Source organism: Modicisalibacter coralii, assembly GCF_004117855.1.
GTDB classification, from domain to species: domain Bacteria; phylum Pseudomonadota; class Gammaproteobacteria; order Pseudomonadales; family Halomonadaceae; genus Modicisalibacter; species Modicisalibacter coralii.
Window position 1 is genome coordinate 1 of record NZ_QWBW01000009.1, and the last position, 24,884, is coordinate 24,884.

The window sequence follows — 24,884 nt, forward strand, 5'->3', positions numbered from 1 at the left end:
GGCCTCGGCCTCGCCGGCGTCCCGGCAAACTCCATGCGGACAAGGCGTACGATCATCGCCGTTGCCGCCGAGCCTGTCAGCGACGGGGCATTCAGCCCCGTATTGCTCGTCGAGGTGTCGAGGATAGTCAGCGACTCGGCTGCCATCGCTGGGTTGTCGAACGAACCTTTGCGTGGCTGAGCCGGATGAGGCGACTTACCACGCGCTATGAGCGGCGAGTCGATATCCATTATGCCTTTACGCTGTTGGGCTGTTCCTTGGTCTGTCTGAACAAGCTTCAAGGCAGGTTTTGAAAGGCGCTCTTAGTACCACGGGGCGAGTTCACGAATCGGGGCAGACCATGCCGCGTGCATGAGCTTGCTTCCATAACCATGCCTGCATGCCCATGCCCGATAGCGCCACGAGCCCGGCGACGATGGAAAGCGTGTCGACAGGCATCTGCAGCGCCAGGGCGAACCCACCGAGCGAGGCGCCAAGGGCGCTGCCGAGATAGAGTGCGGATTCGTTCAAGGCCACCGCGAGAGTGCCGTCGCCCTGCGCTTCGCGGGCTTTCATCAACTCGTTGTTCTGGGGCACCTGCAGTGCCCAGCCCACTGCACCCCAGAGTGCGATGGGGATCAGTGCCAGACAGGGGCTGATGCCGAGTAGCAGTGGCAGGGCGATCAGCGCGATACCCAGCAGCAGCATGATGGCGAAGGTGAGTCTGGGGCCCGAAAAGTGGTCGACCAGCGTGCCGATCAAGAAGCTGCCGAGCACGCCGCCTACGCCCCACACCCATAGATAGGGCGTTACCGAGCGCTCACCGTGCACATCGATCAGTGGCGCGATGAAGGTATACATGCCCAGACTGGCGATGGCGGCCAGCAGGGAGATGCCGAGCAGACCGATGACCCGGCGGTCGGTCAGGATGGAGAGCTTGCGTCGCATCGGCACCACCTGGGCGGCGGGCATGGGCGGTAGGCGGAAGATCAGCCCAACCAGCGCCACCAGTCCGATCAATGCAATCAACCACAGGGCGGCTTGCCAGCCCCAACGCTCTGCCAGCAGCAGGCCAAGCGGCACGCCGAGTACGGTGCCACTCGCCATACCGCCCATGATGATCGAGATGGTTTTGCCGCGAGCCCCCGCCGGTGCCACGCCAACGGCCGCCGCAATGCCGATGGCGAGATAGGTGCCCGCCGCCATGCCGGCCAGTACACGCCAGGCCATCAGGGCGGCGAGGCTGGTCGTCAGCGCGCTCGCTGCGTTGGCGATCACGAACAACCCCAGCATCAGAAACAGGCCTCCGCGCTGGCGATGCGCGGGCAGCAGGGCGACACACAACGGCGAACCCAGTCCGTAAGCCAGCGTGAAGGCGGTGACCAACTGGGCGGCCACGGATACCGAGACCGTAAAGTCGGCCTGAATTATCGGGATCAGCCCGGCAGTGACGTAAGAGGCCATGCCCAGCGCGAAGGCGCCGATGGCCACCAGATAGGTGGTGCTATGTGTTCCGCGTGTCATCTGTACTTTCCTCGAGATGTCGAATGGCAGTGCAGGGAAGTACGCGGAGTGTGCGGTCGGCTTTAGAGGGTTACAATTTAACTGTTTATGCTATTACTAGAGGCAACAGAATGGCCCAGGAGAGAACGCTAGACCGCACGCGCCAGGAACTCGCCGAATTTCTGCGTACCCGACGTGAGCGGATCTCCCCCGAGTCGGTAGGCCTCCCGGCGGGATCACGTCGGCGCACGCCGGGGTTGCGGCGAGAGGAAGTCGCGGCGCTCTCGGGCGTGGGAGTGACCTGGTACACCTGGCTGGAGCAGGGGCGCGAGATCGGCGTCTCGTCGACCTTTCTCGATAACCTGTCCCGAGCACTGCAACTGGACGCAGCGGAGCGGCACCATCTGTTTCTGCTGACTCACCAGCGCCCGCCGGTCGAGCCGGGCAAGACCTGGTGTCAGGTGCCGGCTCTGGTGAAGCGCCTGATGGACGACCTGACGACACGCCCCTGCTACGTACTGAACCTGCGCTGGGACGTGTTGGCCTGGAACGACGCGGCGGCGCGGGTATTCGGCTTCGACCGCCAACCAGCCGAGTATCGCAACCTGCTGTGGATGCTGTTCACCGACCCCGAGCTGCGCCGGGTGATCGCCGATTGGCCGACCCAGGCGCCACGCATTCTCTCCAGCTTTCGCCGCGACTATGCGCGGGCGGACGATGACCCTGCCATCGGCAACCTGGTGAAGGAGCTTTCAGCGCACTCCTCCGAATTTGGCCAATGGTGGCGTCGCCACGAAGTGGACGCCCCATGCCAGGGCGTGCGCGCGCTCGATCTCGATGGACTGGGCAAGGTCGACTTCGAGCACACCAGTCTCATCGTCGACGAAGGCCGGCATCTGCGCCTGGTGGTTTATGCCGTGCAGGAAGGCGATCCTCAGGCCGAGGCTTTCGGGCAGTGGGGCGGTAGCGGAAAGCTAGATGTGCGGTCCCGCGGAGTAATGATCCTCTAGTTTCTGCACCCTACGCGGCTAATACTGGGTGTTCTCGGCTTGATCGCTGTTACCAAGCTATCTTGCAAAGCGGGCGCCTCAAGGGCGCCCGTTTTCGTGTTGCTTTGCACTCAGAAGCGGTCGACCCGGAACGGGGTCATATCCAGCGCGGGCGCTTCGCCATCCATCATCTGGGCGAGCAGTTCGCCGGTGGCCGGGCCCAGGGTAAAGCCCTGATGGCCGTGGCCGAAGGCGAGCCACAGCCCTGCCTTGTCGGGGGCGGGGCCGATCACCGGTTTCATGTCGGGCAGGCAGGGGCGGGCGCCTTTCCAGGGTTGACTGTCGCGACGCTTGCCCAGCGGGAACAGCTTGCGTGCCACCTTCTCGGCGGCGGCCAGCTGCTTGTACTGGGGCGGCGAGTTCAGGTCGGCCAGCTCGGCGCCGGTGGTCAGGCGAATCCCGGCGCGCATGGGTTCGAGCAGGAATCCCTTCTCGGCGTCCATCACCCAGTGATTGAGCCTGGCCTCGTTTTCGGCGGAGTAGTGCATGTGGTAGCCGCGTTTCACGAACAGCGGCACCTTCATGCCCAGCCTCGACAGCAGTTCGCCGGTCCAGGGGCCCATGGCCACCACGACTTCCTCTGCCTCCAGATCCCCTTCGCTGGTCTTGACCTGCCAGCCGCCCTCGACCTGAAGCACATCCTCGACGCTGGCCTGCTTCACCTGGCCGCCCTGGTCGGCAAAGCTGCGAGCGTAGGCCTGCACCAGGCCGCCGGGGTCCGAGACCATCCAGGGCTGCGTCCAGTGGATCGCCCCGATCAGCCCCTTGCCCAGGTGCGGCTCCTTGGCGTAGAGCGCCTCGGCGTCCAGCACCTCGTACTCGACCCCGAAGCGCTCGTGATTCTCCTGGGCCACTTGCTGGCGTTCCTCGAACTCCTTGCGGGTGCGGTAAAGCTCCAGCCAGCCGCCCTTGCGCACCAGTGCCTCGGCGCCGGCGGCTTCGATCATCGGCGCGTGGGCCTCCTGGCAGCGCATGATCAGCGAGGCCCACTCGCGCACGATGCGCGCGTAGCGCTCACCACTCGAGTTCAGCCAGTAGTCCAGAAGCGGACCCGCCGCGCTCATCATGCCGGTGGGGCGGTAGCGGATATCCACCTGGCGGTTGGGCAGCACCCGCAGCAGGGTGCCGATATCCTTGGGGAAGGCGTAGGGGCGCACGGCCTCGCGCTGGATGATGCCGGCATTGCCGAAGGAGGTCTCGAGCCCCGGCTCGCGGCGGTCCACCAGCGTGACGTCATGGCCGCGACGCACCAGGTGCCAGGCCACGGATACGCCGACCATGCCGGCACCCAGAACGATGATATTGCGGGCCATGAAAGTCTCCCTGCCGTTAATTATGGATAGCTTCGCCGCGTTGCGGGGCCTGTCAAACCAGCGAGTGTATCAACACTTCCCATAAAATCGGCCAGGTGCTGATAATTAAGATTTTAATTCTGTATTGGAAGATTGATGCCGAGTATTTTCCCAATGGCATGGCGATGAAAAGGCGTTGTTTCCGTGGCCGGCGCCTGGGTCTGCACGCGCCATTACCTGTTCCGTGATGCTATCTTCAGAGAGCCTGGTGGGGCCCAAGGGGGAAATCGTACACACCGACCGTAGCAGCCAATACGGCTCGACCCGGTACCCGTCGTGGCTGACACCCGTCACGCTCTCATGTGCAGCAGGCGTGCCAAGGGCAACTACTGCCATAACGCTTGTGTCGAGGGCTTCTTTCATAGCCTCAAGGTAGCCCTGAGGACCTCGAGGCTCGAATGATCGCTCGGAGCGGTGTCCACGATTGCTGGGTAAGATCAGGGGAGCGCGTTGCCCGGATACCCAACGGAACCAGTAATCGGAATGATTCCCGGCATATCGATGTGATGATGTAACCCGAAGCGCTTCAAGAAACCCATGGACCGACAGGATCACGCATGACGTTGAATATCGTACGACGATTGCTCCCCGAATGGGGTACGACCTACGGCCCGCCGGGTGACGGCCCATTTCCCGCGGTGATGATCCTGCACGGCTCGGAAGGCGCCTGGTCGGGCTGGAGCCATCGCAATGCGGTGATCCTGGCGGCGCACGGCTTCCTGGCCTTTCCCTTCGGCTATTCCCAGGGCGGCAATGTCTGGAACGCCGGCAGCATTCATGAGGTGTCGTTGGACCGCAGCGTCGCGGCACTGGAGGCCTTGCGGGGCTTCTGTGTTTCCTCCGGCCGCGTTGGCCTCTATGGCGTCTCGCGCGGGGCGGAACACGCCTTGCTGATGACCTCCTTGATGGTGCGGGATGGCATGCCGGGCATTGCCGATGCCGTGGCCGCGCACAGCCCGCCGGACTGCATCTGCGGCGCGTTTGACGGGCGCACCTTCCGTGACGTGGGCGACCCCGGCTGGCAGGCGTGGGATGGCGCCAACCGCGCCTGGAACTGGCGCGGATCGTCCGAGACGTTGTTGCCGACCCAGCCGATCGAGATCGAGCGTTATGCCGGCCCGCTGTTCCTTAGCCACGGCACGGCGGATAGCGTCTGGTCGGTGGCGATGACCCGTCGGCTCGAGGCCCGCTTGCAGGCCCATGGCCGCACCCCGGAGGTTCACTACTACGAGGGGGAGGACCATGTGCCGCGCAGTGACGCGGAAAACACCCACCACACCCGATTGATCGACTTCTTCGCGCGCCACTTGTCTGGCTGAGCGCCGTTGACCACGCCGTTGTCGGTGTCACGATGAGCCGGCGGAGGCCTGGGGGTGTCGCTAACGTGGTCCCTCGGCAGGCTGGTCACGGACACCCCGGCGCCTCCATCAAGAGGCTTGCCGGGGTGTTCGCTCCCACTGGGTTAGCTCACGAGCATGAGGTCATCTGTTCAGAAGTTGACACCCATGCCGACGGTATAGGCCCAGGCTCCGTCGTCATAGTTGTCCTGGGCGCTGTTGCTGCTGTCGAACAGAAACTGGTACTCGGCTCGACCCTGGATGAAGGTGGTCGGCAGCATATAGTACTTGAGGCCGGTTTCCAGTCCGGCGATGCCGGTATCCTTCACGGCGTCACCATAAATGCCCCCAGCGAAGCCCCCACGAAGGGGCGTAGCGCGGTCTGGCCCTGCGTGAGTCGATGCGGGCGGCCGCGCGCCAGTCACAGCGGTACCGGCAGTCAAGTCGCGTGATGGGTCACGATTTGCGGACTCGCGGTCCACGTGAGGTTTTTGCGTTTTCCACATGCTGCCAGAAGGTGTGCAAGCAAGGAGCACTTTCCACGGGGGCCGCTGCGACCAGCCCGAAACAGCGCTCCACCCTCGGCCGCAAGGGCTGCACGCACAGGCCTTTCCTGTCTTCCGGCAGTACGGATTCAGGCACGATGGCGATTCCCATGTCTTCACGCACCAGGGCGCAAGCGCTGGCCCAGTCCCTCACGGTCACGCGGATATCCCTGAACGTCAGTCCTCTCGCTTCGGCCAGGCTGTGACCGTTGATATGGCAACCGCCACTGGCGTGGATGTAGGGCTGTGTGACCAATTCGGTCAGCTCGACGCCCTGCGCGCTGGCGCGCCGGGCAAGCCGATGTGAAGTCGGGATCAAGGCGACCCAGGCATCCCGGCCGAGTATCAGCGGGTGACGATCCGGTGTGGGGTTCAATACCACGCCAAGGTCGATGGTGCGGTCGGCCAGCCAGGATTCGACTTCCTCGTCGCTGCCTTCCAGCAGGACGATCTCGATCCCCGGGTGGCGCTGGCGGAAGGTCGAAAGCAGAGTGGGCAGCCAGCGCGAGAGGATCGAGGGGAAGCTGCCCAGGCGAAGTCGACCGCTGCCGATACCCTGGCGTTCATCGGCGAGCGCGCGAATGGCGTTCAGACTGGTGAGCATGGCGCGCGCGTGCTCGACGACCGACTCGCCAAAGGCGGTCAGGATCACCTCACGACGCAGGCGGGTGAACAGCGTGGCGCCCAGGGTTTTCTCCAACTGGGCGATCGCCTGACTGGCGGCGGACTGGGTCATGCCGACGCGTTCGGCACCTTGCGACATCGTGCCGGTGTCCGCCACGGCCACGATCAAGCGCCAATGGGTGAGATTCATCATGGTAGTAGTTTAGCTAATAGCTGAGCGATCGAATATCGATTTTACGGATGCAAGAGCGAGACGCACCCTGGTGACCCGACGGCCAATGACGGCATGTCGCTACTCAGGGAGACGTTTCGATGAAGCTCTATTACGCGCCGGTGACTTGCTCGCTTTCGCCGCACATCGTCCTGCGTGAGCTGGGCCTGCCATTCGAGCTGGTGCGCGTCGATAACCGCAAGAAAATGACCCAGGACGGTCGGGATTTCATGACCATCAACCCGAAGGGGTACGTCGCGGCGCTGGAACTCGACGATGGCACGATATTGACGGAAGGCCCGGCAATACTGCTGTACCTGGTCGATCTCGTTCCGCACACGGATCTGGCACCGCCGACAGCGAGCCGGGAACGCTACCGGCTGCAGGAATGGCTGGCATTCGTCAACAGCGAGATCCATGCCGGTCTGGCGCCGCTGTTCGATGCCTCATTGCCCGCGGCGGCCGGCGAGCGCTTCCGCGCCAAGATCCGCAAGCGTTTCGATTACCTCGAGGGCGTGCTGGCAAGGCAGGATTACTTGATGGGGGAGCGCTTCGGCGTCGCGGATGCCTATCTCTATACGGTGATGGACTGGTGCCGGTTGTTTGCCATCGATCTTGCCCACTGGCCGGCCCTGAGCCGTTACAGTGAACGGATCGGCGCAAGGCCTGCCGTTCGGGAGGCGCGTGACGCGGAGGGAACTTAGCCGCGGCATGGGGGCACCCGGCTTGTGCGCCCAATGCTACGCACCCCTCCCGCGAGTTTCAGGGCCGTGGCTGCTCCGTCTTATCGATGCGCCCAGTCCAGTTGCTCGAAGGCGCCCCGGGCGTGATCGTCCCGGAACAGGGCGTGGTCGCGGCGCACGCGGTCGGCGGCCTCGCCGGCGTATTCCACCATGTCCTCGACGAACAGTGCCGGTGGCCCGATGGCGTTGACGATCGCCGGTTCGACGTCGTGATCGATCCGGCCGGACTCGTCGGAGAGCGCATGCACATGGGCGAGCACGCGGCCGCAGATGCCGGCGTAGTCCTTCCATTGGCTCTTTGAAAGGTCGTCGAGGTCGATGTCGTCGCGAAACGGCGCACGCTCGCGCGACATGTAGCTCAGGCCGTCGAATGCGACGTGACCGTAGAAGACGTCGCCGCGCACCAGGTGAACGCTCTGTGCGTGGCTGATGCGCTCGGCACGGCTATCCATCTCGTAGGTCGAGGGCGGCACCAGGCCGGCCAGCGCCGAGCGTCGCGCCTGCTTGTATTCGATGATCAGGTCGTCGGTACCGTCGCCCCGAGGGCCTTCGATGAGCACGTAATAGCGGTTGAGCCCCAGCGAGGCGGTGCCCTGCCCGCGACGTATCGCCACGTCTTTCACGTGCATGGCCTTTTTACCTCGCCCCCGGGCGCGTTTCGGCACCTCGATGGTGTTCTCACTGACCAGGCGGTCGGTGATCGCCTGGAACTCGTCGCGCCGCGACGAGATCGGCACCAGTTCCTCGGTGGAGCGAAAACCGCTTCGCGTCTCGTCGAGGTAGTCGTCGGCCAGCCATTCGGCGCGCCGTTCGTCGGCGTCCTCGAGCAGCTTGCGGATCAGTTTCGGGGCGTTGTCGAAGCGCATCTCCTCGTCGCGTTCGGTCCCCTCGTGCGCTAGACGCTGCATGGCGTCGATGTAGCCCTGGACGAAGCGGCGGACGATCTTGGTGCGGTGCTTGCGCTTGAGCTCGCCTTCGGTTTCCGCGGCGATCATGAAGCCGACCGCGCCGCGCTTGATATCCCAGGTGAAGGGGGCGTAGTAGGCCTCGTCGAAGTCGTTGACCGAGAAGATCGGCACGTTGTCCACATTGGGCATGACGCCGAAATTCTCGGGATGAACGTCGCCCAGCGTGAGTACGGTGGGCATCCAGGCATCGTCGCCGGCCATGTCGCGATAGAACAGCAGTGCCGTGCCGCGAAAGAACGAGAACAGCGAGTCGGCCAGCTTGTCGAACTTGATCGCGGCCTCCTCGGAGGATGCCGCAATGCGTGTCTGGTGATCCTCGCGTAGCGTCTGGCGCACGTGCAGGCGGCGCTCGTGGCCGCTCAGCACGCGGGGTTGCAGCACGAATTCGCCGGCCGACACCGCCTCGGCCAGGCGGCGAAAGGTATCGACGCGCGTGGCCACCACCGGGCCCGCCTGATCGGCGGGCTCGCGTTCCAGCGCCGCCGCCAGTTCCGTCTTGCTCATCGTGGAGCGACCCGGTATCCCGCGTTCCTGGGCCTGTTCGTAGAGGGCCTGGCGTGTGTGTTTCTCGGTCTTCGACATGGGTCCCTTCCTGTCTCGTCTACACGTGAGCCCGGTGGGCAGCGATCCCTTCAGCATGGACGACTTGCGCCCGGGGTGCATGCTCAAAGGGGGTATTGTCGGCGCCATCACGGGCTCGTTCCGGGGGCGGAAGGTACCGCGGCAGGTCGTTGCCATCGCGATGCGCGATCCTGAAAACGCTATGGACCTGTCGGGAGCGGGTAGCCAGCGCCGGTGCGACGCTGAAGCCAGCGGTGTTAAAGAAAGGCTTTGGTCTGCCGATAAGGACGGTGAAAATCCTGCATTATTCTTCGAATAATTCGTGTGAGCGGCGGTGCCGGGAGGGAAGCTTTTCTGAAAAAGCATCGGCCCGGTTTTTCGGTGATTCTTGATTTTGTTCTTAATGAATGGAGCCGTTTTCTATTAAAATAATGTAGGAGTATGGGTCGAAAATTGATGGTAATCCAGGTCGTATGGTCGATTTATCTGGAAATTAGGGAACGGCATCCTGTGCAGGGGATAGAGACTTTTGTCATCAATCAACAAGCAGTTCAGTGTACACTGGCTGACGGGCCAGTTCCGTGACGTCGACCAGGAGGCCGTGTATCGCCGGTCGATCGGTTCGCGAGTGCGGCTCGAAACCGCGCTTGCGTTGGTCGTGGCGGCGCTGATCTATGGCATGTTTGCGATTGCCGACTACCAGATCCTGGGCTTGAGCCGAGAGTATTACCGGTTGATCACCATGCGTGCGGTGGTGGTCGGCCTCTGTCTGATTCTGGCAGTTCTCATTGCATGCAGGCACCGATACTCCCATGAAACCTGGTTGCATGCCATGCCGTTATGGATACTGGCGACGGGTATCATACTGATCGTTCCCCTGCGTCCCGAGAGCCTTTCAACCCAGGTAACGGCGGTGGTCGTGGCCACCATGGCCTTCTATCTTCTGATCCCCAATCGACTGACGGTCGTGACGTTCGCCAGCCTCTATTTGAGCATCGGCTTCTTGATCTCTGCAGCCCTGTTTGTTGATGCTAAATCGATGGGGGTGGTGCGTGTCGCGTTATTGTTGATCATGGCCAACGGTGTTGGCTTCTTTGCCTTGCTGCGTCTGGAGAAATTACAGCGCCGGCAATTTTTCCTGCTCCATGAAGAGCGTGACCAGAATCGTCAATTACTCGGTGAGATAGCGCACCGCGAGTTGCTGGAGGAACAATTGCGTCGGGTCGCCGAGCGGGATGCCCTGACGGGTCTGAATAGCCGCCGTCATTTCATGAAGCTGGCCGAGGCGCTCTTGCAGGTTTCGCGCGTGGAAAAGACACCCTTCAGCCTGTTCATGATCGACGTGGATCATTTCAAGCGTATCAATGATACCTGGGGTCACAGTCAAGGGGACTGGGTCCTGGCCAGGATCTCGGAAGTCTGTGCGCATTCGCTCCGGCCCACGGATGTGATAGGTCGTTTCGGGGGTGAAGAGTTCGTGGTGGCCCTGCCAGATACCGGCGCCGACGGGGCCTTGAGGGTTGCGGAGCGCTTGAGGAAACGGGTCGCCGAACTGCCCGCCGATGAAGAAATGCGTGAGCTGCGTCTGAGCATCACCATCGGCGTCGCGGTGGCTCATGGCGATGAGGTCGATCTGCAGGCCCTGATCACCCGCGCGGATCGGGCGCTTTACGTCGGCAAGCGCGAGGGCAGGGACCGGGTCGTGGCCTGTGGTGAAGGCAGTGATGCGGAGAATGAGGATAGTGGTCTGCAATGAGACCGTCGTGGCCGGCCGACTGCGGCCGGATTCGCGATCTGTCGATTTCCTCGAGCCTGACATCCTGCGTTGCGGAGCCTGGCCTCGTATTCACGTCTCTCGGCGAGTGGCCTGGCCACGGCCCGCCAGGATAACGCCCAACGCCGCGACGGCCATGCCGACCCAGCCCAGCATGGGCATCGGCTCGTCGATCAGCAGCCACGCCAGTAGCGCCGCCGTCGGCGGAATCAGATAGAACAGTGCGGAGACCTGCGCCGCCGCGCCGCGGCGGATCATCGCCAGCAGCAGCGTCAGCGCGATCAGCGAGTTGCCCACCACCAGGTAGCCCAACGAGGCGACCATCTCGACGGACCACACCAGCCGATACTGGCCGAACAGCAGCACCAGCGGCAGCGTGGTGACCAGACCGGTGGCGTACTGAATGGCGTTGGCGGTAACTGGGTGCAGCGGGCTGCCGAAGCGCTTCTCGTAGAGTGTGGCCGCACTGATGCCGAGCAGCGCGCCGACGGCGCAGACCAACCCTGCCAGCGAGTCACCGCCATGGGCCTCGCGTGCCACGATCACCAGCGCTGCCCCCGCCAGGCCCAGCCCCAGTCCCAGCCAGCGCCGGGCGTCGACCCGCTCACCCAGCAGGCGTGGTGCCAGCAGCGCGACCAGAATCGGCTGCAGCGAGATGATCAACGCCACCGTGGCTGCCGAGGCGCCTAGAGCGAAGCCGGTATAGCAGAATCCGAAGTAGAACGTCTGGATCAGCGCCCCGACCACGATCTGATGACCCCATTCACGCCCCCGGGGCGGCAGCGGCGGGCGCAGCCAGAGCGCTGCCGGCAAGAGCACCAGGAGGACCAGCACGAAGCGCAGCGCCAGGAACAGCAGCGGATCGACGGCCTCGATACCGATCTTGGAGACCGGGAAGCCCAGCGACCAGAGCAGCAGGAAAAGCAGCGGCGCGCCGCGCGTCCACAGCGCACCGGGTGCCATGTCTTGCGGATCGGCCGCGGCAGCCTGAGCGGTTGGGTGCTGGTACCGGGGGTTGGGCTGGGGGGCGGAAGCGTGGCGCGACATGAGCTCTCTCCTCGGCCAGAAAACGCGAAACGGGCAGTCCCGCGGGACCGTACCGGCGCCGCTCGATCAGGACTTGCCCCAGTCTGGCGGGAAGCGCGAAGATAAGTCTCGTTACAGCAAAAGAATCCAGATATCACCCTGGCTTATGTCATGAACCTGAACCAGATTCGCTTATTGGTCGCCCTGGGCGAGACCGGCAGTCTCTCGCGTGCCGCCGACCGGCTGGGCATGACCCAGTCTGGCGCCAGCCAGGCGCTGACCGCGTTGGAGGCCGATCTCGGCGCGTGCCTGGCCACGCGGCAGCGACGCGGCATCGTGCTGACCCGGCTGGGTCAGCAGGTGCTCGAACAGGCCCACCGGGTGGTCGATGGGTTGACCACCATTCGCCAATTGGTCGACGCGTCTCAGGGTATCGCCCATGGCCGCCTGCGGTTGGGATGTCTGCCGTCGTTCGCGGCCACGCTGCTGCCGGAACTGCTGCGGGTCTTCGCCCAGCGCCACCCGGGGATTCAGGTGGTCGCCATGGAGGGCACCGACGACGAGGTGGCGGCATGGCTGGCGGCGGGGCGCGTGGATATCGGCGTGGTCTGTGACCCCTCGCCGCTGCGTGGCGGGGTGACGCTGTGCCAGGACGAATGGCTCGCGGTGGTGCCCTCGCATCATCGCTGGGTGCGTCAGGGCCTCTCGCGGGTGGCGCTGGCGGCGGTGGCCGAGGAGCCGTTCGTGCTCGCCACCGGTGGCTGCTCCAGCAATGCCCGCACGCTGTTCGAAGCGGCGGGGCTTGCGCTTGACGATCTTCAGCTCGAGGTACGCGACTGGAACAGCGCGCTGACGCTGGTCGGCGAGGGGCTCGGCGTCGCGCTGGTGCCGTCGCTGCATCTGCCCCGGCAGCGCCAGGGCTGGCGCGCGCTGTCGCTGGAGGTCCCCTGTCGGCGTCAACTCGGGCTGGAGCTGGCCAACGGCGACACCCCGGCGCCCGGCGCTCATGCCTTTATCGATACGGCCGTGGAGGTGTTCGCGGAGCAGCGGTGACCCGGGCGCTGGCTGACAGCCCCGTGGGCATCCAGACGTCAGCGTCGTCTACTGTGCCGAGCGCTCCCGCCGAGCCTTACCGTCTACGTGTGGCCCCGCTCTGCCAGGGTCTGATCCATCGTTGCGCGAGCCACTGTAAGGTGCCAGATTGGCTCGGCACATTCGAGGTTTGCCCTCTATTTCTGGTGGCTGAAGCTCATCAGGTAGATAGCGCCTGCCAGGGCCAGGACCGATACCGCCAGATAAATGGCATCCAATGGCGTCTGAAAGCGTATATCCACCACGGCGCGAAAAAACTCGATGATCACCGCCAGAATGACGACGCGAGCGATCTTGTCTTTCAACTGATCGAATGACTCGACATTGAAGGGATGCTTGGGCGCATAGTCTTCGGCCTGCTCGATCGGAGAGACAAAAAGCCGGTAGACGCCCAAGCCAAATACCAGCAGCACGATGGCTACCAGATAGATATCGACGGCAATGACGATGTTCGGCACGACGGTTTCATGAATATCGACCCCCTGACCCAGGAAGTAGTATGCCGCCGCATCGATGACTATCTCGCAAATATCCAGCGTGCCGATGATGAAGAGCAGAAAGGCTCCCAGCAGGCTGGGAATCACGGCCGCCATGACCAGGAAGCGGGAGCCCCACAGGAATCGCTCGAAACGTTCCTCGAACCGGCGGTTTTGTCTTGTGGACGGTTCTCGCTTGTCCGGCGCTTGCATGATGCCTCCTGTCTGGTCGTTTGGCCTTCATCGTAGGTAATGCGAAGCACTTTACCCAGGTGTGTGGTTCCGCTCGGGCGCTTTTGAAAACATGTTTTCGATTTTCATCCGCTTGTCGCCCATCGCGTGCTTCTCCAGCTGGCTTCACATGACGCTGGCAGCTGGCGTTGTTTAAGCGCCAGTTTGGATGATGCTGGCGTAAAAAACCGATGTCTGGCGTGCCGGTCCACGGGCGTGTACTCTTCCGGGCTGGATTTTAAACGCGAGATCTCGTTCGGCGTGGCTCATCCGCTATGAGGGGCTTATCGCTTAATACGCGTGATAGACGGCTATAAAAAGGATTTTATTAAAGGAGCCATGATGTTTCGTGTCATTTCAATGTCTCTGGTCGGTGCGCTTGCCGCCGTTCTCTCTCCCGTTGCCCAGTCCGCGATCGTGCCCTGGCCCACTCATTGTAACTGGCAGAGCGATCGTCTGAGCTGTTTCGGGGTCTTCCACGAGGGCTTGGCGCGCGCGCCACTGCTGGGAGACCTCGATGCGCGACGGCCGACCATAGGCTATGTCGACAAGTCCGGTGCGGTTGTGATCGAGCCACGGTTCGACGACGCGATGGATTTCGCCAACGGGCTGGCCGCCGTCTCCCTCGACGGTAAGTGGGGATACATCGACGCCCGGGGCGAATGGGTCATTGCGCCGCAGTTCGAAGAGGCCAATCCGTTCGGCACGGGCGGCGCGGCGATGGTCAAGCAAGCGGGTCGCTATACGCTCATCGACCGTAATGGCGCGACCCTCAGGCGCCTGCCTTACGGGACATTCTATCGCTCCACGTTCCACCAGCCGGAAATAGCGCTGTTCCCGGTCAGAGTGCCGACGCCGCCCAAGGTCTGGCGGGTCGAGGATGGTGAGGGAGTGACGCTGCCCGAGAACACGGCCTTCTTGTCCGTCAGCGCCGAGGCGTCGGACGTCTTCGCCGTCCGGGTCAGGCAGTCGCCGGAGCGCGCGCGCTGGGGGATTCTCGACGCCAATGGGGAGTGGCGCCTGCCCCCGGCGGTGCTCGATGCCACGGACGAGCCGGTGACCGATGGCGAGCTGACGGCGGTCGAGGACGACGACACGTGGCGGCTGTACGACAACCAGGGCCGACTGCTGGGTACGCGCGACTACCGTTCGTTCAAGCCGTTGCTTACCGGTACCTGGGTCGCTGAAGGCGACGATCATGAACGGTGGCTGGTGGATGCGGCCGGCAATGAGATCGAGACGCTCGAGCGCCGTGCCTCACCCTATGTTGAACGCGACGAGTTCGTCCTGTACGAGCTGGAGGATGCCGTCGTCATCGCCCGCCGCAATGGCGAGACGCTTCGCATGGCCGCGCCCGGGCTCGAGACGCTCTATTACCGCGACGGTGTGCTCTGGCTGTATGACGAGGCCAGGAACGTCATGGATATCCGGGATCTCGCGGGTGACTCGTTGATCGACGACGCAACCCGCCAGCGTCTGAAGGAGTATCAAGTCGATCTGTTCACGCTGCCGGCGGATCTGAAGGCAGGCGATGGCGAGCGGTCGCTTCCTCTCGCCGCGCTGAAACCGCGCAAGGCTGGCCGGCCACTGGCGGTTCTGACCGCCGATGGAGAGATCGTCAGCAACGGGGACTGGGACGCATTCCCGGATACCGACGATGTGCTCGCGCCGGCCCTGGTGAAAACCCTCGAGGGGCGGATCGGCGCCATCGATGCCAACGGGGACTGGGTCATCCCTGCCGACTACGACGACATGGTGGCGTTCTCCGGTGACTATACGCTGGCCCAGCCCAACTTCGGTGGGCGGGTGGTCATCGTCGATCGAGACGGCGAGCGTTACCCGCTCAGCCCGCAAATCTTCGAGCACCAGCGCGGGTTCAACGCCGGTTTGCTCGAGTTCAGCGAACGCTCGTCGCAAGGGGATTCCCGATGGGGACTCTGGAGTGTCGCCGAAGGTGCGGTAGTGGTGGAGCCCCGGTTCACGTCCATCTCCGAGTTCGTCGATGGCTATGCGCCGGCCGCGGTGCGAACCGATGCCGGCGACGAACGCTGGGGGATCATCGACCGGCAGGGTGAGTGGGTCGTCGAGCCGTTGCACGAGGACCGGTCGTCGCCGGAGCGTATCGCCCCGGGTATCTACGAGATCAAGCGCCGTGCCGGTGAGGACGAACGCCGTAGCGACTGGCGTTACCAATTGGTCTCGACCGAGACCGGGGGACCGATCACCGATCTGCTGTACGAGTCCGCGGAAGTGGCCGGGCCGGAGCGCCTGCTGGTCCAGCCAGTCGATGGCGGTGTCCGGCTCATCGATCACACGGGTAACACGCTGGCCAGCGGCGAGGGCCTGGTCGACCGTTTCGAGACCAACGGCACGCTGGCCCTCACGCTCTTCGAGGATCTCGATGGCGCCCTGGACAGTCACGGGGAGTGGCAGGTGGAGCCGGCCTATACGCAATCACTGGACTTCGTGCCGCCCCTGATGCAGGTGCGGGTCCATGATGGTCACGAGACCGTCGTGGTGGACGACGCGGGTAACGTTCAGCCGGTGGACAACCTGACGCCCATTCCCGGGATGATGCGCTACTCCCTGAACCTGGAGGACGACGATGCGACGGCGCTCGTCAACACCGACGGTGAGGAACTGACGCGCATCCCGGGGCAGCGTGCCATCGATCAGGCTTCGGGGGCGAACGGCCTGGTCGCCTGGCGGGACGAGGGTGCGCGTCTCTACGGCGTCATGAACGCGCAGGGCGAGAAGGTGACGGGGGCCCATTTCAGCAATTTGGGTCCCATGCGCGAGGATCGGGCGGCGTTCGAGCGTCGCAAGGTATCGGGCGACCTTGTCGGCTTCATCGACCGGGCGGGTGAGATCGTCATCCCGGCCGCTTACGCTCGCGTCTCGACCTTCAGCGAGTCCCGGGCACTGGTTTTCGGCAACGGACAGGGGATGTTCTTCATCGATCCTCAGGGTCGGAAAACGTTTGGATTCGGCGTCCTCTGCAATCGGTTCGTGGTCACCAACCCCCAGGATGAGGTGACCTGGCCGGCGGAACTCGATGAGACCACCTTCTCCTGTCTGGGAGAGGATTCCGGGGAAGAGAACGGTGCGCAAGACAAGGATGGTGCTCAATGATTGGACAAGGTGCGTTCCACTCCCTGGCGACACTGGCGATTGCCGCCAGCCTGTCGATCCTGATGCCGACAGACGCGGCGGCGCGGGATGCGGATCGTTGTTTTACGTCGAACCACGTCCGGAGTTTCGAGGCCTACCGACTGGACGGTCATGGGGGCCGGCGTGGCAGTTCTTGCCTGAGCGAATTGCACGATGGGCTGGCGGCGCTGCGGTTACCCGCCGAGGGGGAAGACATCGATGATGTCGCCACGGCCGGGGGGAGCAGCGCGTATCGTTGGGGCTTCATCAACGAGGCGGGAGAGCTGGCGATACCCCCGCGCTTCGAGCGGGTGGGGCATTTCCAGGCCGGGCTGGCTGCCGCTTACGACGGTGCCCATTGGGGGTACATCGATCGCCGGGGGGACTGGGCCATCGAACCCCGGTTCGACGAGGTGCAGTCGTTCGGGGACGGGGGCATCGCCGCTGTTGTCCTGGAGGGCGATTGGCGGCTCATCGACCGTGCCGGCAAGCCGGTCGATGCCCCGCTGCAGGACCCTGTGGCGCGGTTTCGCGTCGGCGACGGTTCTCCTGTGCGCGTCGAGGTCGAGTACGAAGATACCTACGAGAATGCCGACGGGGAGACGCTCGCCGTCCCCGAGGGAGTCACCCTGGTCGAGCCGCTCGGTTCATCGGGGCTGTTCATCGCGCGCCGCGATTACCGCTATGGCTTGATCGACGCAGACCTTGAGTGGCAGGTCGAACCGGATTACCAGGATATCAGAGTCCCGTCGCAACCGGGGGCGGTCGCCGTGGCTTGGGACAGCCCGGCGGGTGATGCACTGATTCGCCAGGATGGCAGCATGGTCGTCAAGGGCGCTTCAGTCGCTCGGTTTAATGAGGCGCTATGGTATGCCAGGCGGCCCGATGGGACTTATGCGGCATTCGACTTGCAGGGCGAGCGGCTCGCCGAATTCGATGCTCAGGCCGGCCGTCGCGCCAGGGAAATGGGCGCCTTCCTGGTCGCTCCCGGTGATGAAAGCACGGAGGTCCTCGGGCCGGCATTCGCTGAGCCGGTCTCGCTCGCCCCCGAAGTCACTCTGAAAGAGGCGCCCGCCGCCGACTTCCTGGTGGTGTTCGACGGCGACACCCTGTCGGGCGTGATTCTCGAGTCCGGCACCTATCTCTCGGCCAAGGATAGCGGTGACTGGTTCCAGACGATCGACTATGTCGAACGCCAAGGGGATTGGACATGGCTCCGCAACCAGCAAAAGACACTGCTCCAGATCGCCGGTCCCGATGGGCGCCCCCTGCTCGACAAGCCCACGCTCGAGCGCCTCGGCGAGTACAACGTCGAACCCCGGGAAGTGGAAGAGGGCGCCGCCGGGGACCAGCCGGTCGCCATTGCTCTGGTCAGTGAGTGCCCATACCACCACTGTAAGCCCGGCGCCGGCCTGTTGATGGCCGATGGCCAGCTTGTATTGCATGAAGACTGGCACAAGGTCGAGCCAGTCTATGCGGACGAATTCGTGGACGAGCGGCGCTTCGTGTTCCACACGGATGAGGGGGTGGGCATCCTCGATGGAGCGGGTTCGGTCCTGCTCGCCGCGAAGCAGCAGCATATCGACGACTTCCACAACGGCCATGCGCTGGTTTACGGCAATGGCGTGACGCGAGTCGTCGATCGTTCGGGGCAGCTCTTCGACGTGCCCAACGGGTTCGCCATGTCGGTGGTCGCCCCCGGGGTCGTACGCTACCGCAAGAGCGCGTCGGAGGAGGCATTGTTCAGCCTCTACGACCTTGTCGCGCAGCAGCCGATCACCGAGCCTCGGTTCCAGGACGTGGGAGACTTTCAGGACGGCCAGGCCGTGGCGGTTTCATCGGACGGCAAGGCCGGCGTGATCGACAGGGCCGGTGAGTGGGTCCTGGCGCCGGCGTATGCCGCGGTCGAGCCGGTAAATGGCCGGCTGTGGATCGTCCAGCGGCGCCTTGGGAGCGACGCCTTCGAGGACGTGCCCCGGGCGTTGGTCGACGCCGAGGGCGAAATCGTCGTCCCCTATACCGAAGGCCGGCTTTCGGCGGAGCTGCTCGACAATGGCAACGTCGAGGCCGGGGCGCTCGGTAACGACGGCGTCCACAGGCTGCTGAGCCCCGCCGGGGAGATCCTTATCGACGGCCACGAGGTCGCGTTCAGCGTGATGGGCGACTGGATCAAGCGGCGGCATCGCACCGCTACCGGCTACCTCGACGACAACGGCGAATGGGCCGTTGCCCTCGAACCGGGCATGGGCAGTGACTTCCATGCCGAGTCGCAAAGGGCGTTGCGTTACACCGATGAGGGGACGGAAATCATCGATGCCGAGGGCGCCGTCGTCGCGACTCTGCCGGAGGGCGAATGGTATTGGCCGGCGGACGCCTCTCGCATCATCGGGCGTGTTCGCGAGGGCAGTTCGACGACGACGAAATACGCCGACCCGAGCGGCGAGATCACCCTCAGCGTCGACGGCGAGGCGGGCGTGTTCCACAACGATACGGCGCTGGTAAGCCGCTCCAATGGTCAGGACGGGTTTTGGATAAATGCGTCGGGGGAACGTCTGGCGATGCCGGAACGCTATTCGGACCTCGGGCTGCCCGCGGATAACGGTCTGGCCTATGCAGCCCGCGAGGATCGTTACGGCTTCATCGACAAGGACGGACGCTACGTCATATCACCGGTCTACGATCAGGTAACGGATTTCGAGAACGGACGCGCCATCGTCACGACGGCGCAAAGCGCGATGCTGATCGACCAGCAGGGCAGTACCATCGCCCGCGTGACGAACGAGTGTGGCGTCAGGGTGCTCTATGGCCCCGACAAGGAGCGCCTGTGGCCGACGCGTTTGCCGCAGCGCTGCCGTTGATGCCGTTGATGCCGTTGCCCGGCGGTCCGAATAGCGACGAGGCATGGATGGCTTCGATGCTGGTATTCCAGTGCGTAATCCCACGAAGGACGTCATCGCAGAGAGGATTGGGAATAAGCCGCACCGTCTAACTCATGTTCTGGACGAGCGCCTGGCCGGCACGCTGTACTTGGCCGCGCTGCGGGCGGGAGTGCCCGCAGGCGAGGCCATTCGCCGGACCGGGATCGCGCCGGCGATAGGTGGTATACACGGAAGACCCCCTGAATCGGTAAGGACACATGAAGACGATAGGTTCATGGCGGCTGTGGCTGGTGGCCGCAGTGGCGCTGGTATTTTCCAGCCTGTGCGCGGCGCAGGAGGACGAGAGCCAGTCGGCGCTCTGGTTCTCCGTCGATTCGCTGAACACGGGGCTGGACGAGGCCCCCGAAGCGGTCAAGCAGACCACGCCCCGCGAGACGATCCGCAGCTTTCTGGAGCTGACCAAGCAGGAGAAATACGACGCGGCGGCGCATATCCTGAATCTTTCCAACCTGGCCCCGGCGGAGCAGCGCCAGCGTGGCGGGGAGCTTGCCCGGCAACTGGCCCAGGTGCTCAAGCGCGGCGAGTGGCTGCAGGTCTCCAGCCTGCCCGGACGGCAGGACGGGGCCACCGAGCACCCGGCGGACAAGCGCCCCCACGCGGGGCAGCCGCGGCGCAACATCAAGCTGGCCTCGCTCACCGCCAAGGGGGAAGCCTACGACATTCGCCTGGGGCGCTATAAGGTGGGCGACGAGCAGCCGGTATGGCTGATCACGCCGGACAGCCTGACGTCGCTGCCGTTGCTGTACGAGGCGTACGGCCCCTCCCTGCTGGAGGAGTACATCCCTCCGTCGTTCAAGACCTCGCTGGGGATCCTCAAGGTCTGGGAGTGGATCGCCATCCCGCTGGTACTGCTGGCGGTGGGCCTGGTGGGATGGTGGGTCTACAAGCTGGTGGGCGTGATGACCCGCTGGCTGCCGGCCGGCGTGCCGAGCATCTTCGTCGGCCAGATCAAGCTGCCCGTGGCGCTCATCGTCATGTCGTTGGTGACCCAGACGCTGCTCGACTATGTGGTCTCGTTCTCGGCGGTGGCGACCACCTCCTTCCGGGTGCTGTTGATCGGCATTCTCGCCTGGGGCGCCGGGATGATCGCGATTCGCCTCGTCGACACCCTCATGCTGCGGTTGACGCGGCGGCTGATGGGCCAGATCGACGACTCCAAGCCCCGCGACCAGCGCAAGCTGCTGACCACGCTCTACGCCCTGCGGCGGATGATCATCCTGGTCACGGTCACCGCGGTCACGGTCTACGTGCTGAGCCAGGTCCAGCTCTTCGAGACGCTGGGCATGTCGCTGCTGGCCTCGGCGAGTGTGCTGACGGTCCTGGTGGGTATCGCCGGTCAGGCGGTGCTGGGCAACATCCTGTCGTCGTTCCAGCTGTCACTGGCGAAGTCGATCCGCATCGGCGACCTGGTGATGTTCGAGGACCAGTGGTGCTATGTCGAGGGCATCTTCTATACCTTCATCCGCCTGCGCTGCTGGAACGAGCGTCGCGTGATCGTGCCGGTCACGTACTTCGTCTCCAAGCCCTTCGAGAACCTGTCGGTGAAGAGCACCAAGGAGTATCGGAGTCTGGCGTTGACGCTGCACCTGAGTGCGGACATCCAGTGCCTGCGGGAGAAGTTCCTGGAATATGCCCAGGAGGAGGACAACATCGTCGAGCATCACAAGCTGTGCTGTTACGTGACGGGGCAGACCGAGACGGCTCAGACGGTCGTCTGTTACCTGATGACCTCGGATCCGTTCGGCGGCTGGGTCGCGGAAATGAACGTCCGTGAGCGCCTGATGGCCTTCATCCGCGAACATCACCCGGAATGGTGGCCGCGCAGCGTGATGGTGGTCACCCACGAGGATGTGGCGCGCGTCAATGACGCCGGGGGTGGCCAGACCCCGTGACCGCCGGCATGCCGCGACTCGCGCTCCAGCGTTGGACGGCTGTCTGGCAGCACGGCCTCACCGCGCTAGCAAGGAAGGGGGGATAGCGACTACCCTATAGCCCGTCGACTCTGTATGGGTCCGGTACTTGCCGGGCCAGCCATCGCACGATCGCCACTCGTCACCGCGTCGCCAGCAGGCGATGAGCGTTCGCGCGTCCCAGGGCAGGGAGGCCCGGGAAGTGAACGTGAACCGAGAGCCGGATCATCACGCGCCCGCCGTTCAGACGGCGGGAGCAACCGCCAGCAAGAAGCCGGCGGAAGGAGAAAGGGAATTTTCATGCGTGCTCGTCATCACCCGTTCGCGGCGTGGTTCAAGCGCAGTCTGCCGACTCGCCCCCTGCCGCCCGAGCGTCAGCGGTACTTTCAGACCCTGTCACGTCTTTATCTGATCGCCATCTTCACCTATGTCCTCGATCTGGTGCCGATGTTCTGGCTGCTGGGCGATAAAGCGCTGCTGGGCATCACCCTGGCCGGGCTGGCGGGGACACTGATCGCTCGCGAGGTACACCGGCGTGGTTACATGGGCAGCGCCGTGCTGCTGCTGCTGACGATGATGACGGCGCACATGTTCACGGCGATCGGCGTCTACGGCAGCGGCCTGGGCTTCGAGCTCTACTTCGCGCTGATCATGCTGATCATCTACATCAGCGATCTGTCGCAAGGGGTCAAGTTGCTGGTCAGTGCCGGCCTGCTGGCACTGACCGCCTGGCAACTGATGACGGTGGGCGATGCCCCGGCCGCGAATGCGCTGTCGCCCTTGGCCGCCGACCTGTTGCTGGTCGCCAATCTGACCACGGTCAGCCTGCTGTTCGGAGTGATCCTGCGTCAGCTCGAGGGCATCACGGAACGTCTGGAGCTCAACTATCGCCGTCAGGCCAACCACGACGCCCTGACCGGCGTCTACAATCGCCGGGCGATGCTGGCCGAGGTCGAAAGGGCTCAGGCCAGCGGTGCCCCATTCGCGCTGCTGATGCTGGATATCGATCACTTCAAGCGCATCAACGACCGTTACGGCCACAAGCGCGGCGATCGCGCCCTGTGCCACGTGGTTGAATGCCTGCGCCTCAATATGCGCGAGGAGGACATGCTGGGGCGTTATGGCGGCGAGGAATTCATCGCCGTACTGCGCGGCATGAGTCATGACGAGGCGATGGGCATCGCCAGGCGCCTGATCGCCGGCGTGCGCGAGACACCCTATTGGCTGGATGTGCAGCGGGAGTTGACCCTGACGCTGAGCGCGGGAGTGGCGGTGAATGGCGAGGTCCAGGACATCGATGCCCTGGTGGCGATGGCCGACCGACGCCTCTACGCGGCCAAGCGGAGCGGTCGCGACCGGGTCTGCGGTCGCGACGACGAGATGGCCGAAGATGGCGAGGGGGCGGCCGCCGAGGCGAGCCGAGCCATGATGGGGCGCGCCGCCGAGGAGATGCGCCTGGCCTTGGGGAGCCCGGGCCGCTCCTGACGGCGCCCCAGCGCGAACCGTCGTGTCAGAGAGTGTTTACAAAATGCCTGCGCTCGACAATACGGCGTTAAAATCGGCCTCGTGCGCGAGCCCGGTCAAAATGCTCATTTAACCCGCGTAATCTTGAGTTTACTGGGCTCTGTGGGACTGAGACCGTAAATCTCTCCCCGGTACCGCAAATCCCTCCCTCTCAAACCGCAAAAACCTCCTTTTTTCTCTACAAACACCTTATAATCAATGAGTTATTAAAGATAAAAGGGGCAGAAAAGGAAAAAGAGACGGCTGAACAACTCGCTGGTGATTGCGGCGCGGGCGTCCTTGAGTTATATTTTTGTATAACTCATGCTCTAGTGCGCTGCTGGTTAAGGAGGCCAATATGAGTACCACCAATCTCCGCCGCGTCGGCGGCTCTGTCATGATGGCGGTGCCGCGGGCACTGCTCGATCAGTTGCACCTGCACGCCGGCTCTCAGGTTGATATCGAGGTCGATCACGGGCGTCTGATCGTGGAGCCGGCTAAGCCGCGGTATTCCCTTGAGGAGCTGCTGGCTCAGTGCGACACCACGGCAGATATGTCCGCTGGCGAGCGCGAGTGGCTGGATGCCGAGCCCGTCGGCCGTGAGCTGCTGTAATGCAGCGCGGTGACATCTATTTCGTTTCGCACAACCCCACGCGGGGCCATGAACAGCAGGGCATGCGTCCGGTGCTAATCGTGTCACCGGACGCGTTCAATCTCGCCATGGGCACACCCCTGGTTGCGCCGATCACCAACGGTGGCGACTTCGCGCGTTCCCGAGGCTTCACGGTATCGCTGGCCGAAGCGGGCACGACCACTACCGGCGTCGTGCTGTGCAGTCAGATCCGCACCCTGGACATCGAGGCCCGTCAGGGACGATGGGTGGAGAACGTGCCGCCAGAGATCATGGATGATGTGCTTGCCAAGCTGGCGACCTTGGTGAGCTGAGCCATACTGTCTTGCTTCCGTTAGGAGGCTATTAAGCATGGAAACTCTAGGAACTGCGCTGGTGAAAAGTTATGGATGACTTCAATTACCGAGGCAAGCGGGTACAGTTTTGGAAGCTTCAAGGGGAAGTTCTAGATTCAGATCGCTACAGCGAAACCCGCGTCACAGCCCGTAGTGGCGTGGGGAATGCCCGCGTACGGATGAGACAAAAAACATACCATGACTTCTGGATTCGCGGGGGTGATGGGCGTGAACAATCCATCCAGCTCGAGGATGTCAAAGTGCCACTGCGTGCTGGTCAGCAAGTCACCGTGGTTTGTGCTGGCCTCCCTCGCAGTGAGCGTGGCTGGTTATGCTCACTCGTGAATCACTCGACCGGTCGGTCGCACGACATTATCCCTGCGAAAACGTTGCAGAGGCGGCTTCGTCTAGAACGCATCACCGGTGTTTCACTCATTTTTGCGCTGGCTGTAGCTGCCTTGGTGGTGTATCTCACACTGCCGCCGAGTGGCTATTTCGCTCATCCTTGGAGAATGGCCAGGTGGGACTATGCGGCAATCGCTGGCGTTGTGGTGCTGGTCTTGGGAGCCTGGCGAAAATCACGCCGTGGAGGTCGTGCTGCCCGCGCCCTCAAAGCACACATCGGAGAGGCTGTCTCGCAAGCCCAGCAAGGCCATGCTTAGCCGCACTGGCATCCGTGAAGGATTATCTTCTTCTGCTCAGGAGTGTCGATGGGTATCTCCTAACCAGCGGTATGTTGGCGCTTCTTGGACTCCAAGAGGAGAGAGCGCAGTTTGGCCATTGCCTCATCATGGGGAATGTTGGGCCGCGGGCCGTTCAAGCTGCGCTGGACGCGCTCGCGAAACCAACGATCGTAGCTGTCGACCTGTTCCTGCGTCTCGAACTCGCTGATGCGTGGATTCAGTGGGGTGCTCATGCGATGGCTTCCTCTCGATGGCAATCCGC

21 protein-coding genes and 1 pseudogene are annotated in these 24,884 nt (G+C 63.6%); 14 read left to right on the forward strand and 8 right to left on the reverse strand.

Annotated elements, in window-relative coordinates:
- Positions 1–293: transposase (locus D0901_RS04995; RefSeq protein WP_162500822.1), on the forward strand; the 293-nt coding region annotated here is incomplete at its 5' end.
- A 28-nt stretch (positions 294–321) separates the two neighbouring features.
- Here the strand turns inward: D0901_RS04995 and D0901_RS05000 are convergent.
- A complete protein-coding gene (locus D0901_RS05000; protein WP_129139200.1) occupies positions 322–1,503 on the reverse strand; it encodes an MFS transporter in 1,182 nt (393 codons plus the stop codon).
- A gap of 110 nt (positions 1,504–1,613) precedes the next feature.
- On the opposite strand from D0901_RS05000, the gene D0901_RS05005 reads away from it, so the two are divergent.
- Complete coding sequence (locus D0901_RS05005) at positions 1,614–2,492, forward strand: helix-turn-helix transcriptional regulator (RefSeq protein WP_129139201.1); 879 nt, start codon at positions 1,614–1,616, stop codon at positions 2,490–2,492.
- 110 nt (positions 2,493–2,602) lie between these two features.
- Here the strand turns inward: D0901_RS05005 and D0901_RS05010 are convergent, their stop codons facing one another.
- Positions 2,603–3,844, reverse strand: a complete 1,242-nt coding sequence (locus D0901_RS05010) for an NAD(P)/FAD-dependent oxidoreductase (RefSeq protein WP_129139202.1) — start codon at positions 3,842–3,844, stop codon at positions 2,603–2,605.
- 253 nt (positions 3,845–4,097) lie between these two features.
- On the opposite strand from D0901_RS05010, the pseudogene D0901_RS21230 reads away from it, so the two are divergent.
- Both D0901_RS21230 and D0901_RS05015 read left to right on the forward strand, forming a co-directional pair.
- Positions 4,098–4,258 (forward strand): annotated as a pseudogene (locus D0901_RS21230) (IS3 family transposase); the annotation flags it as partial.
- 182 nt (positions 4,259–4,440) lie between these two features.
- Complete coding sequence (locus D0901_RS05015; RefSeq protein WP_129139203.1) at positions 4,441–5,202, forward strand: alpha/beta hydrolase family protein; 762 nt, start codon at positions 4,441–4,443, stop codon at positions 5,200–5,202.
- Between the two features lie 170 nt (positions 5,203–5,372).
- On the opposite strand, the gene D0901_RS05020 is transcribed toward D0901_RS05015, so the two are convergent.
- Together D0901_RS05020 and D0901_RS05025 are read right to left on the reverse strand one after the other, a co-directional pair.
- Positions 5,373–5,549, reverse strand: a complete 177-nt coding sequence (locus D0901_RS05020) for a hypothetical protein (RefSeq protein WP_203234797.1) — start codon at positions 5,547–5,549, stop codon at positions 5,373–5,375.
- Positions 5,550–5,676: 127 nt separating this feature from the next.
- Entirely contained in the window at positions 5,677–6,582 is a 906-nt protein-coding gene (locus D0901_RS05025; protein ID WP_129139204.1) for a LysR family transcriptional regulator, read from the reverse strand.
- 119 nt (positions 6,583–6,701) lie between these two features.
- Between D0901_RS05025 and gstA the strand changes: the two genes are divergently transcribed.
- On the forward strand, positions 6,702–7,304 hold the full coding sequence (gene gstA / locus D0901_RS05030) for a glutathione transferase GstA (RefSeq protein WP_129139205.1): 603 nt from the start codon (positions 6,702–6,704) through the stop codon (positions 7,302–7,304).
- Positions 7,305–7,384: 80 nt separating this feature from the next.
- On the opposite strand, the gene D0901_RS05035 is transcribed toward gstA, so the two are convergent.
- Entirely contained in the window at positions 7,385–8,893 is a 1,509-nt protein-coding gene (locus D0901_RS05035; RefSeq protein WP_129139206.1) for a DUF2252 family protein, read from the reverse strand.
- Positions 8,894–8,948: 55 nt separating this feature from the next.
- On the opposite strand from D0901_RS05035, the gene D0901_RS05040 reads away from it, so the two are divergent.
- Entirely contained in the window at positions 8,949–9,191 is a 243-nt protein-coding gene (locus D0901_RS05040) for a hypothetical protein (RefSeq protein WP_129139207.1), read from the forward strand.
- A 210-nt stretch (positions 9,192–9,401) separates the two neighbouring features.
- Complete coding sequence (locus D0901_RS05045) at positions 9,402–10,628, forward strand: GGDEF domain-containing protein (protein WP_129139208.1); 1,227 nt, start codon at positions 9,402–9,404, stop codon at positions 10,626–10,628.
- A gap of 90 nt (positions 10,629–10,718) precedes the next feature.
- Here the strand turns inward: D0901_RS05045 and D0901_RS05050 are convergent, their stop codons facing one another.
- Positions 10,719–11,693 (reverse strand): DMT family transporter, encoded by a 975-nt coding sequence (locus tag D0901_RS05050; protein ID WP_233440361.1) that lies wholly within the window; start codon positions 11,691–11,693, stop codon positions 10,719–10,721.
- A 150-nt stretch (positions 11,694–11,843) separates the two neighbouring features.
- On the opposite strand from D0901_RS05050, the gene D0901_RS05055 reads away from it, so the two are divergent.
- Positions 11,844–12,725 carry a LysR family transcriptional regulator gene (locus D0901_RS05055; protein WP_129139209.1) on the forward strand — a complete coding sequence of 294 codons (882 nt, stop codon included), beginning with the start codon at positions 11,844–11,846 and terminating at the stop codon, positions 12,723–12,725.
- 176 nt (positions 12,726–12,901) lie between these two features.
- Here the strand turns inward: D0901_RS05055 and D0901_RS05060 are convergent, their stop codons facing one another.
- Complete coding sequence (locus D0901_RS05060; protein WP_129139210.1) at positions 12,902–13,453, reverse strand: YqhA family protein; 552 nt, start codon at positions 13,451–13,453, stop codon at positions 12,902–12,904.
- A gap of 360 nt (positions 13,454–13,813) precedes the next feature.
- Between D0901_RS05060 and D0901_RS05065 the strand changes: the two genes are divergently transcribed.
- The 6 genes from D0901_RS05065 (at position 13,814) to D0901_RS05090 (ending at position 23,918) form a co-directional block, all read left to right on the forward strand.
- On the forward strand, positions 13,814–16,603 hold the full coding sequence (locus tag D0901_RS05065; RefSeq protein ID WP_162500823.1) for a WG repeat-containing protein: 2,790 nt from the start codon (positions 13,814–13,816) through the stop codon (positions 16,601–16,603).
- A complete protein-coding gene (locus D0901_RS05070) occupies positions 16,600–19,479 on the forward strand; it encodes a WG repeat-containing protein (protein ID WP_129139212.1) in 2,880 nt (959 codons plus the stop codon). Before D0901_RS05065 ends, D0901_RS05070 begins: the two co-directional genes overlap by 4 nt.
- Before the next feature lie 278 nt (positions 19,480–19,757).
- Positions 19,758–21,452 carry a mechanosensitive ion channel family protein gene (locus D0901_RS05075; RefSeq protein WP_129139213.1) on the forward strand — a complete coding sequence of 565 codons (1,695 nt, stop codon included), beginning with the start codon at positions 19,758–19,760 and terminating at the stop codon, positions 21,450–21,452.
- Between the two features lie 318 nt (positions 21,453–21,770).
- Positions 21,771–22,955, forward strand: coding sequence for a GGDEF domain-containing protein (locus D0901_RS05080; RefSeq protein ID WP_162500824.1), 1,185 nt, complete (start codon positions 21,771–21,773; stop codon positions 22,953–22,955).
- A 376-nt stretch (positions 22,956–23,331) separates the two neighbouring features.
- On the forward strand, positions 23,332–23,586 hold the full coding sequence (locus tag D0901_RS05085; protein ID WP_129139215.1) for an AbrB/MazE/SpoVT family DNA-binding domain-containing protein: 255 nt from the start codon (positions 23,332–23,334) through the stop codon (positions 23,584–23,586).
- On the forward strand, positions 23,586–23,918 hold the full coding sequence (locus D0901_RS05090; RefSeq protein ID WP_129139216.1) for a type II toxin-antitoxin system PemK/MazF family toxin: 333 nt from the start codon (positions 23,586–23,588) through the stop codon (positions 23,916–23,918). The genes D0901_RS05085 and D0901_RS05090 overlap by 1 nt, the downstream gene beginning before the upstream one ends.
- A gap of 742 nt (positions 23,919–24,660) precedes the next feature.
- On the opposite strand, the gene relB is transcribed toward D0901_RS05090, so the two are convergent.
- On the reverse strand, positions 24,661–24,855 hold the full coding sequence (gene relB, locus D0901_RS05095) for a type II toxin-antitoxin system RelB family antitoxin (protein ID WP_129139217.1): 195 nt from the start codon (positions 24,853–24,855) through the stop codon (positions 24,661–24,663).
- Between the last annotated feature and the right edge of the window lie 29 nt (positions 24,856–24,884).